Origin of the sequence: Mycobacterium kyogaense, assembly GCF_036946525.1 — a bacterium.
In the GTDB taxonomy this organism is placed as follows: domain Bacteria; phylum Actinomycetota; class Actinomycetes; order Mycobacteriales; family Mycobacteriaceae; genus Mycobacterium; species Mycobacterium kyogaense_A.
The window spans coordinates 152,014-160,746 of sequence record NZ_JAQIIY010000004.1; the positions used below are offsets into that span (position 1 = coordinate 152,014).

At 66.4% G+C, this 8,733-nt stretch carries 10 protein-coding genes; 6 read left to right on the forward strand and 4 right to left on the reverse strand.

Annotation, left to right across the window (positions count from 1 at the left end; all coding sequences use genetic code 11):
* Position 1: 1 nt before the first annotated feature.
* Complete coding sequence (locus PGN37_RS01970) at positions 2-1,342, forward strand: cation:proton antiporter (RefSeq protein ID WP_335329339.1); 1,341 nt, start codon at positions 2-4, stop codon at positions 1,340-1,342.
* A 7-nt stretch (positions 1,343-1,349) separates the two neighbouring features.
* Here PGN37_RS01970 and PGN37_RS01975 read toward each other — a convergent pair whose 3' ends face one another.
* Genes PGN37_RS01975 through PGN37_RS01985 form a run of 3 tightly spaced genes read right to left on the reverse strand, consistent with a single transcriptional unit; the run spans position 1,350 to position 2,357 of the window.
* Positions 1,350-1,649, reverse strand: a complete 300-nt coding sequence (locus PGN37_RS01975; RefSeq protein WP_335329360.1) for a heme-binding protein — start codon at positions 1,647-1,649, stop codon at positions 1,350-1,352.
* A gap of 58 nt (positions 1,650-1,707) precedes the next feature.
* Positions 1,708-2,046, reverse strand: coding sequence for a hypothetical protein (locus PGN37_RS01980; protein ID WP_442932819.1), 339 nt, complete (start codon positions 2,044-2,046; stop codon positions 1,708-1,710).
* Positions 2,043-2,357, reverse strand: a complete 315-nt coding sequence (locus PGN37_RS01985; protein WP_442932820.1) for a hypothetical protein — start codon at positions 2,355-2,357, stop codon at positions 2,043-2,045. The genes PGN37_RS01980 and PGN37_RS01985 overlap by 4 nt, the downstream gene beginning before the upstream one ends.
* A gap of 279 nt (positions 2,358-2,636) precedes the next feature.
* Here PGN37_RS01985 and PGN37_RS01990 point away from each other — a divergent pair, with 279 nt between their 5' ends.
* From PGN37_RS01990 to PGN37_RS02005, 4 genes are read left to right on the forward strand one after another with little or no spacing between them, the layout of a single operon-like run.
* The gene (locus PGN37_RS01990; RefSeq protein ID WP_335329341.1) at positions 2,637-3,197 is read left to right on the forward strand and encodes a hypothetical protein; all 561 of its coding nucleotides are present in this window, start codon (positions 2,637-2,639) and stop codon (positions 3,195-3,197) included.
* Positions 3,194-4,522 carry a Dyp-type peroxidase gene (locus tag PGN37_RS01995; RefSeq protein WP_335329342.1) on the forward strand — a complete coding sequence of 443 codons (1,329 nt, stop codon included), beginning with the start codon at positions 3,194-3,196 and terminating at the stop codon, positions 4,520-4,522. The genes PGN37_RS01990 and PGN37_RS01995 overlap by 4 nt, the downstream gene beginning before the upstream one ends.
* 3 nt (positions 4,523-4,525) lie before the next feature.
* Positions 4,526-5,536, forward strand: a complete 1,011-nt coding sequence (locus PGN37_RS02000; RefSeq protein WP_335329343.1) for a hypothetical protein — start codon at positions 4,526-4,528, stop codon at positions 5,534-5,536.
* Positions 5,533-5,946, forward strand: a complete 414-nt coding sequence (locus PGN37_RS02005) for a hypothetical protein (RefSeq protein ID WP_335329344.1) — start codon at positions 5,533-5,535, stop codon at positions 5,944-5,946. Before PGN37_RS02000 ends, PGN37_RS02005 begins: the two co-directional genes overlap by 4 nt.
* On the opposite strand, the gene PGN37_RS02010 is transcribed toward PGN37_RS02005, so the two are convergent.
* Complete coding sequence (locus PGN37_RS02010; RefSeq protein ID WP_335329345.1) at positions 5,943-8,135, reverse strand: AAA family ATPase; 2,193 nt, start codon at positions 8,133-8,135, stop codon at positions 5,943-5,945. The two genes, PGN37_RS02005 and PGN37_RS02010, sit on opposite strands and share 4 nt — an antisense overlap.
* Positions 8,136-8,224: 89 nt before the next feature.
* On the opposite strand from PGN37_RS02010, the gene PGN37_RS02015 reads away from it, so the two are divergent.
* A partial coding sequence (locus PGN37_RS02015) for a DEAD/DEAH box helicase (protein WP_335329346.1) occupies positions 8,225-8,733 on the forward strand: 509 nt, incomplete at its 3' end.

Consider the following 8,733-nt stretch of genomic DNA (forward strand, 5'->3'; position numbering starts at 1 on the left):
CATGCCGCCGCTGCTGACCATCACCTATCAGTTCTTCCTGCAGATCGTGGTGATCCTGGCGACCTACCGGCTGCTGTGGCCGCTGTTCCGCCGCCTGGGCCAGGTGCAAGTGGTCGCGATCATGGTCGCCGGGTTCGTGCTCGGCCCGTCGGTCCTGGGTGCCATCTGGCCGCAGGCCCAGCACTGGCTGTTCCCGACCAAACTGACCATCGGAACCGAAACCATCACGCACCCCAACCTGATCGCCATCTACGTCGTCGGCCAGCTCGGCCTCGTGCTGTACATGTTCCTGGTCGGGTCGTCGTTCAACCTCGGCATCCTCGGCACCCACAGCCGGCAGGCGGGAGCCACGTCGGCTGCGGGTATCGGTGTCCCCCTTGTCCTCGGCGGCCTCGTCGGGTGGTGGATGGTCGATTCCGGCGGCTACTTCACCGACAAGGTCGAACACTGGCAGGGCGGGCTGTTCGTCGCCGCGGCGGTGGCCATCACCGCGTTCCCGATGCTGGCGTGGATCGTCTACGACTCCGGGCTGCTCAACACCCGGCTGGGCACCATGTCGCTGTCCTGCGCCGCGGTCGACGACGCCTGCTCGTGGGTGCTGCTGGCGACAGTGGTGGCTACCGCGAAAGGCAGCGTGCTCGGTGCTGTCATCGCGGTAGGCGGCGGTCTGTTCTACCTGCTGTTCATGATCTACCTCGGGCGACCACTGCTGGCGCGCCTCGAGACGTGGACGCCCCGCCGCGATTCCGAGCGCACCGGCGGCCTGCCGATCGCGAAGCTCTCCATCGTTCTGCTGGTCCTGCTGACGGCCAGCTGGTTCACCGATCTGGTCGGAATCTATTCGGTGTTCGGTGCTTTCGTCGCCGGGCTGATGATGCCCCGCGGTGAACTGCTCGACACGATCCGGGAGCGCTTCGAACCGCTCACCGCCTACCTGCTGCTGCCCGCGTTCTTCATCTACTCGGGTCTGAACACCCAGCTGAGTCTCATCCTGGACGGCTCCACGCTGCTGATGGCAGGCGTCGTGCTGGTCGTCTCGTTCGCGGCGAAGTTCGGCGCCATCGGGTTGGCCGCGCGCTGGCAGGGCATGAGCTGGTACGAGGCCGGCTCGATGGGGGCACTGGCCAATGCCCGCGGACTGATGGAGCTCATCCTGCTCAACATCGGCTTGGAAGCCGGGCTCATCTCGAACAAGCTCTACACGATCCTGGCCGTGATGACGATCATCACGACGTTCGTCGCGACGCCCCTGCAACGGCTGTTCGCGCGGCGACTGGAACGCACCGGGGCCAGGTTCGGCCCCAGCGGAGTGCAACCTCTCGACGAGGTGTCACGGGCCTGAACGGCTCTCAGCCGCAGCGATTTCGGAAGTCGACGGCAGGTTGCCGGATCCCCTGCAGTTCTGCCTGCACCTGTGGATTGGCCGCTGCGTAATCGGCCAGTGCCCCCTGCCGCTGCTCCTTGGGTACGTCCTTGAGCGAGGTGAAGAAGTCGTTGACCTGAGGGTGGGTGAACAGATAGGCCGACGTCGCGGCGGTGACACCCGACATGATGCCTGCGAGATCGGCTGCGGTGCAATTGGGTTGCGCTTGCACCGGCGTTGCCGAGCACACCAGAGCGGCGCCGGCACCGAGCGCCCCCGCGAACATCCGCCGCGCGATGCTGAGTGAATTGGCCACTGTCTTCTCCTCCATTACTCGGGTTCCGTCATCGTCGTCCGCCGCGCCCACCGCCAGGCCGCCCGCCGCCGCCTCCCGGGCGATTTCCCGGCCGTCCCGGAGCTCCGATGCCGACACCGTGGTCCCAGTCCATGTTGATGTCCCACGTGACACCGTCGTTGCAGTACCAGTCGTAGTCGCAGGGATACGGGACGTAGGGACCTCCGCCCGTTCCGGGGCCGGCACCGTTGTCAGCGCCACGAACATCGCCCTGCGAACAGATGGTGGTTCCGCCGGAACTGACACAATCAGCCGCTGCGTGCGGTGCCGCTTCCATCAGTGCGATGACGAAAACGCCTGCGGCGAACGCACCTGCTGACCGCTTCACCGTCGGCCACCGCCACCGCCACCGCCACCGGGCCTGTTCCCCGGCGTGCCCGGCCGGCCGCGATCGGGACGTGGCAGATCGTTGTCGGGCCTGGGCGGCGGCGGTACGGAAACGTCCAGGCCGAGATCCCACTCGGACCCGTCATAGCAATACCAGTCGAGCTCGCAGGGATACGGCACCACAGGACCGGTCTTACCGTCGCCGTTCTGATCGCAGACGGTTATTCCACTGCTCTTCACACACCCGGCGGCAGCCACCGGCGAGGCGACCATCGGGATCGTTGCCAACGCGGTTGTCCAGATAGCTGACATGGCAATCACTTTGACGATTCTCATCGCTGCCCTACTTTCTCGGCGAGCGCATGGCCACGTGCGACAACGTAATGGTGCTATCACGTTAGGAGCGACCGTCACGCCGGAGCATCCCCCACAATGGGTGAAATCGACGGATGTGTCCTCATCCTGCTCAGCTCATACTCCGATCGGAGCTACGCTGCGAATCGCCCGAGGTCAGCGTCCACCGGCAACCCTTGCGCCGGAACGGCGTTGACCCCGGGCCTTCATGCCCCGAGTCCCCCAGGAGGGCCGCTCATGAGTTCCGGTGACGAGGTCTGGCTGCAGCCGGCGGCCATCGCGATTCCACCGGAGGGTTACTTCGAGTTGCAGCGGGGGCGTTACGGCCCCACCTACCCCCGGACACCGGCATGTTATGGATTCTCGATCATCGCGAAGGTCAAGGAGGGCCGGGAGGAGGTGGTGCGCGCCTACGGCAAGCAGATCGAAGAAGCGGTCAAGGACAGTCCGGACGTGCTGGCTCCATTGAAGCTGCACTACCTTCGGTGGGTCCTGTTCGACGTCGGCTCCGGGTTGCATTTCCAGTACCAGGGCATCTTCGACACCGACTTCGACAAGTACACCGAAGACGCCGTCCGATTGTTCAGCGAAACGGGCATCACCACTGTATTCACCAATCTCGAAGGCTTCCCCGAGGATTGGAAGACCAACCCACAGGCGTTCATCGAGTTCGTGCGCGCCCACCAATGCCCCAGCTTCCTCGAATACGGCGAGTACCCCTACGCGACCGCCGACGAGATCAAGAAGGCGCTGCGCCTCAAGGCGGCATTCTCCGACATGCTCGATCAGATGCAGTGACACTCGAACTCGAAGACATCCAGCACATCCTGTTGACTCGCACGCCCGCGATGACAGGGCGATACGAGTTCCTGACGTTCGACACCGCCCACGGCGGCCGGACCTGGGTCGCGGAGATGGCGCAGCGTACACAGTCTGCAGCCGAGGTCACCGAGACGATGGACCGCTCCCGCCGCTGGATCACGCTGGCGTTCACCTGGAACGGGTTGCGCGCATTGGGTGTTCCGCCAGAGGCATTGGGAACCTTCCCCGACGAATTCCGGGAAGGAATGGCTGCCCGGGCCGACATCCTCGGCGACACGGGCGCGAACGCTCCCGAGCACTGGATCGGCGGGTTGGCCGGTGAGGACCTGCACGCGATCGCGATCCTGTTCGCCCGCGACGACGACGAGCACAGACGCTGCGTCGGTGAGCACGACGCGTTCCTCGCACGATGCCCCGGAGTCCGAAGCCTGTCCCATCTCGACCTCAACGCGCACCCTCCCTTCAACTACGCACACGATCATTTCGGTTTCCGCGACCGGCTTTCGCAACCCGCCATCAAAGGGTCCGGTGAACAACCCACACCTGGGTCGGGAGCCGCACTCCAAGCCGGCGAGTTCATCCTGGGTTATCCGGACGAGCACGGCCCGGCAGTGAACCTGCCGGCACCGGAGATCCTCTCGCGTAACGGCAGTTTCATGGCCTACCGCCGACTTCAGGAGCACGTCGGGGCGTTTCGCGCTTTTCTCGCCGGCAAAACCGCCACACCTGACGAGCAAGAGCTGTTGGCGGCGAAACTGATGGGCCGCTGGCGCAGTGGTGCGCCGCTGGTCCTCGCGCCGACCGCCGATGATCCCGAGCTGGGAGCCGACCCGATGCGCAACAACGATTTCACCTACGGGGACATGGACCCGTTCGGGTACGCATGCCCGTTGGGTTCGCACGCGCGACGTCTCAATCCGCGCGACACAGCGCCGAACATGAACCGCAGGAGAATGATTCGTCGCGGAGCTACCTACGGTCCGGCGCTGCCCGACGGCGCCCCGGAGGACGGCGCGGACCGCGGAATCGCCGCCTTCATCATCTGCGCCAGCCTTGTCCGGCAGTTCGAGTTCGCCCAGAACGTATGGATCAACGACAAGACGTTCCACGAGCTCGGCAACGAACACGACCCGATCTGCGGCAGCCAAGACGGGACGCTCGACTTCACCGTGCCGAAACGCCCGATCCGGACTGTGCACAGAGGACTACCGGCCTTCACGACCCTGCGCGGCGGCGCGTACTTCTTCCTGCCCGGGTTGGGCGCCCTGAACTACCTCGCCGGCCTCGACAGGGTCGCATAGATCATGACCGTACGACCCGCGCGCACCTACAATCAGACCCACATGCGCAGAGCGCACGACGGTCGTCGGCGCGTCAGCATCTACTGGACGTGGAGTTATCCCTGGGAAGCTCAGCGTGATCCGGCGGCGATGTCGAACCGCTTCTCGACCATGACCGAGGTCCGCAACGTCGTCTACCCCGCCTACGAGACCCCGGAGTTCGAGTCAGCGAACTTCCTCCAGGGCATCGCGGGCACACTGGAGCTCTTCCACCGCTCGACACTGTCCTTCCAAGATCTCGCCGCAGAGATCACCGGGCACCCGGTGGCGGTGTACCAGCGCGTCGACCAGGCGGGGTACGCGCAGCCGATCGACGAACGCATCCTCGCCGATGCCGACACGCTGATGGTCTTCGGTCTCGACCATCTGACCTCGGGGCTCGAGGCCGCCGACGCCGAGGTGCAATGCCTTCAGACGTGGCTGCGCCGCGAAGGGACCTGCCTGCTGCTCGCACCCCACCACGACGTCGGGTTCACCGACGACCTGACCCAGCGCCAGATGGAGTTCGAGCACCACGGTGACCGGCTCGTCCCGCGGCAGCAGCGATTCAGTCACTACACGCGATCGTTGATGCGGGCACTCGACGTGCCGGTGCACAACACCTGGGGATTACGGCCCGCGGTCATCGACGGAACGTCAGATATCGCCCCGTTGACCACATTTCGCGATCTGGATGAACGCGGTCTTCTGAACGGGGTGCCGACGCTGAGTTTTCACCAACATCTGCCGCATTACGCGCTGACCGCACCTGAGAGCCCAGCCATACGGGTGCTCGCTCGCCAACGTGTCGATCCCCACCGACCGCACCCGTTCACCGCGGCAGGCAACACCGAGTTCAACTGCGCCCTGTGGATGCCGCCGGCGAGGGGGCGTGCGGGCGACATCGTGTTGATCGACTCCACACACTTCACGACCCTCTTCGGTGGTACCGAGAGTTTGCGCGCGCTGTGGCGGAACCTGGTGACGATGTCATGAAGGACGCCACGCAGAACGGCTCCGACCCGATGGCGACCGTGCACCGCTACATCGACGCAGTTAACCGCGCCGATCCTGCGGGCATGACAGCGGAGTGCACCGAGACGATGCAGATCCTCGACGGCATGGCCCCCCACGTCTGGCAGGGCACCGGGGCCAGCGAAAGCTGGTGGTGCGCTGTGCTGCACGAGGCCGAGCATCTCGGCACGGGCAGCTACGTGATCACGTTGGGCGAGCCGCGTCACGTCGACGTCAATGGACTCGACGCCTATGTGGTGGCTCCGGCCACGATGGCGTTCATTCACGGGGGCCGGCGGCACGTTCAGGAAGGAGCGACGTTCGTCACCGCACTGCATGCCCTCGACGGCGTCTGGCGCATGACGGCGTGGAGCTGGGCCAAAGGCGGCTAATCGGCAAGCAGACCAAGGCTTCTGGCGGTGTCGACCGCTTCGCCGCGGGATGACACACCCAGTTTGCGGTAGATGGACGTCGCTTGCGACTTGGCCGTCTCCCGCCCTATCACCAGCACGTCCGCGATCTGTTGCAGCGTGAGATGGGTGGACAGGTGGGGCAACAGCCGCAGTTCTGCGGCGGTCAGCGGACGATGCCCACCAGCCGCCATCGCACGCACCCTCGCGATCCTCTGCAGAAGTGCCGTGGCTTCGGGTTCATGGTGTGCAGCGTGGTCGGCAGCGCTCAAGTGTCTGCTGAGCATGGTCGGGTCCTGCAGTACCGCCGCCGTCCATGCGAGCAGCCCGTGGCCGAGCAGGGCTGTGCGGGCTGCCAGTCCGCCGAGACGGTCGAGCAGCTTCTCGGTCAGCGCCACCGCGATCCGTGCCGCCGCCTCGTTCCCGACACGCGCCGACATCACCGCACTGGTGGCATAGACGACCACCATCGGCACCACGTCGCAGAGGTCGTACTTGTCGGCCAGCATCCGCGCGGCTTCGCTGCGTTCGATGGCGGTGTCGTCGTCGCCCTCGGCCAGATGCAGCAGCGCCAGGTGGGCCAGCGCAGCGGCCTGGAAGCCAGGCAGACTCTCCGACGCGGGCAGGGCCGCCTCCAGGAGAAACCGGGCGTGCGTCGCGTTCCCGAGCATGGCTTCGGCCGCCCCCATCATGATCGTCGCCGCGCCCCACCACGGGTTCGACAGCTGATCACCCGCCCGGCGCACCACCTCGGCATGCCGAATCACGTCGCGGACGCCACCGGCGCCGACCATCGAGCCGACAAGCGCCACAGCGACTTTCACCGATGGGGTGCCGTCCGACAGCGGCATACCCCGATCCGCCGCCTGTGCGCGATACAGAGACCGCTGGATCAGAGGCGCGTCCGCAGTGGTCACCCCCAGCCACGCCTGCGCCAGGGCCGCGTCGGGAAATTCGGTGAACGCGGCGTCGTCCAGCAGGGTCAGCCGACGGGCGAGGACGCCGGCCCGTCCGTCGAAACCCAGTCGGACGGCTTCGCAACCCACCAATGCTGCTGCCCGCGATCGGTTCTCGGCGATGAGCGCGTGCAGCAGCGCACCGTCGATGTCACCGTCATGCGCCAGCAGGTCGGAGGCCCGGTTGGCCAGTGCGCGCAGGCGACGCGGGTTCTGCGATCGGAGGCGGTCACGAAGAACGTCGGCGAACAACCGGTGATAGCGATACCACGTCCGTCGGTGGTCGAGGGGAATCAGGAATCCGTTGGCCAGCGTGGTCAATTCGTCGAGCAGGAGGGCGGAATCGGCCCGCTCGAGAACGTCGTCGAGCTGGGCAGCGCTGAAGCGGTCCAACACCGACGATTCCACGACGAAGGTCTGCAGTGCCGAGTCGAGACGATCGAGTACCTCCTCGACCAGGTACTGACCGACAGGGCCCGACCTGTCGGCGATCGAGTCCATCGAGGCACCGTCTCGAAAAGCCATGCTGGTCAGCACTATTCCCGCCGGCCAGCCCTCGCAGAGGCGCGTGATACTGCTACTCGTCGCGTCATGGCGCACCCCGCTGACCGACTCGATCACCGTCGCCGCTTCCTGGTCGGACATCCGCAAGGTACCTACGTCGAGCTCCACCAGGTCGCCGCTGAGACGCCTGCGCGCCAGCTCGAGCGGCACGGGGCGGCGAGACGCGGCGACGACCACGGTCGAGGGAGGGGCCGCATCGACGAGCACGCGCAGCACCGTCGCAGCTTCAGCGTCGCCGAGATGATGCGCGTCGTCGAGCACGACGACGAGCGGGCCCGCGTCTTCCAACGCTGCGACGAGAGCGGGTAACAGCTGCGCGAGAGATTCGCGGCCCGGCCCACGCAGATAGTCGAGCACCGCGTCCCGGAGCGGCGAGACCGCGGCGACCGCGGTTGCGATGTGCAGCAGCAGGTGAGCCGGATCGGTGTCGAGGTGGTCGAGCCGAACCCAGGCGAACGGCCGCGGATCGGCCTCGTCCCACAGCACCACAGCTGTCGTCTTGCCGTAACCGGCCGGAGCCGTCAGGGTCACCACACCGGATGCGCCGGTGAGTGCCCTCAGGACGGCGGCGCGAGGCACCGCGGTCGCGGCGATCCGCGGCCGGCCGATCGTGGCCACCGGCACAAAAGCCCGCCAGGCCCCTGCACCCACCCCCGCATCGTAAGCTTCCCACCTGCGCCGATGGGCGTTTTTGGCGTCAATCTCCGGAGGTTGTCGGTGGTCATTGGCACCATGGACTCATGCCGGCTATCCGCGATCCGCTCGCGCGCTTCAGCGCGCTGACACGCGAGTGGTTCGCCGGCACCTTCGTCGAACCCACACCGGCGCAGGCGCAGGCCTGGAACGCGATCGCCGACGGGGACAACACCCTGGTCATCGCCCCGACGGGTTCCGGTAAGACGCTGGCGGCGTTCCTGTGGGCCATCGACGGTCTGGCCCGGTCACCGGCGAGTGAGCCCACCACCCGGGTGCTGTACGTATCGCCGCTGAAAGCGCTGGCCGTCGACGTCGAGCGCAACCTGCGCACCCCACTGACAGGGATCTCGCGGATCGCCGAGCGTGGCGGTCAGCAGCCGCCGAAGATCAGTGTCGGGGTCCGCTCCGGTGACACCACACCGGCGAAGCGTCGCGAGCTCATCACCAAGCCGCCCGACATCCTGATCACCACGCCGGAGTCCCTGTTCCTGATGCTGACCTCCGCGGCGCGGGAGACGCTCGCCGGGGTGCAGACGGTGATCGTCGACGAGGT

Coding starts and splice junctions, on each gene's coding strand:
- PGN37_RS01970 (WP_335329339.1), top strand. CDS start 2: ATGCCGCCGCTGCTGACCATCACCTATCAGTTCTTCCTGCAGATCGTG.
- PGN37_RS01975 (WP_335329360.1), bottom strand. CDS start 1,649: ATGTTCGCGGGGGCGCTCGGTGCCGGCGCCGCTCTGGTGTGCTCGGCA.
- PGN37_RS01985 (WP_442932820.1), bottom strand. CDS start 2,357: ATGTCAGCTATCTGGACAACCGCGTTGGCAACGATCCCGATGGTCGCC.
- PGN37_RS01990 (WP_335329341.1), top strand. CDS start 2,637: ATGAGTTCCGGTGACGAGGTCTGGCTGCAGCCGGCGGCCATCGCGATT.
- PGN37_RS02000 (WP_335329343.1), top strand. CDS start 4,526: ATGACCGTACGACCCGCGCGCACCTACAATCAGACCCACATGCGCAGA.
- PGN37_RS02005 (WP_335329344.1), top strand. CDS start 5,533: ATGAAGGACGCCACGCAGAACGGCTCCGACCCGATGGCGACCGTGCAC.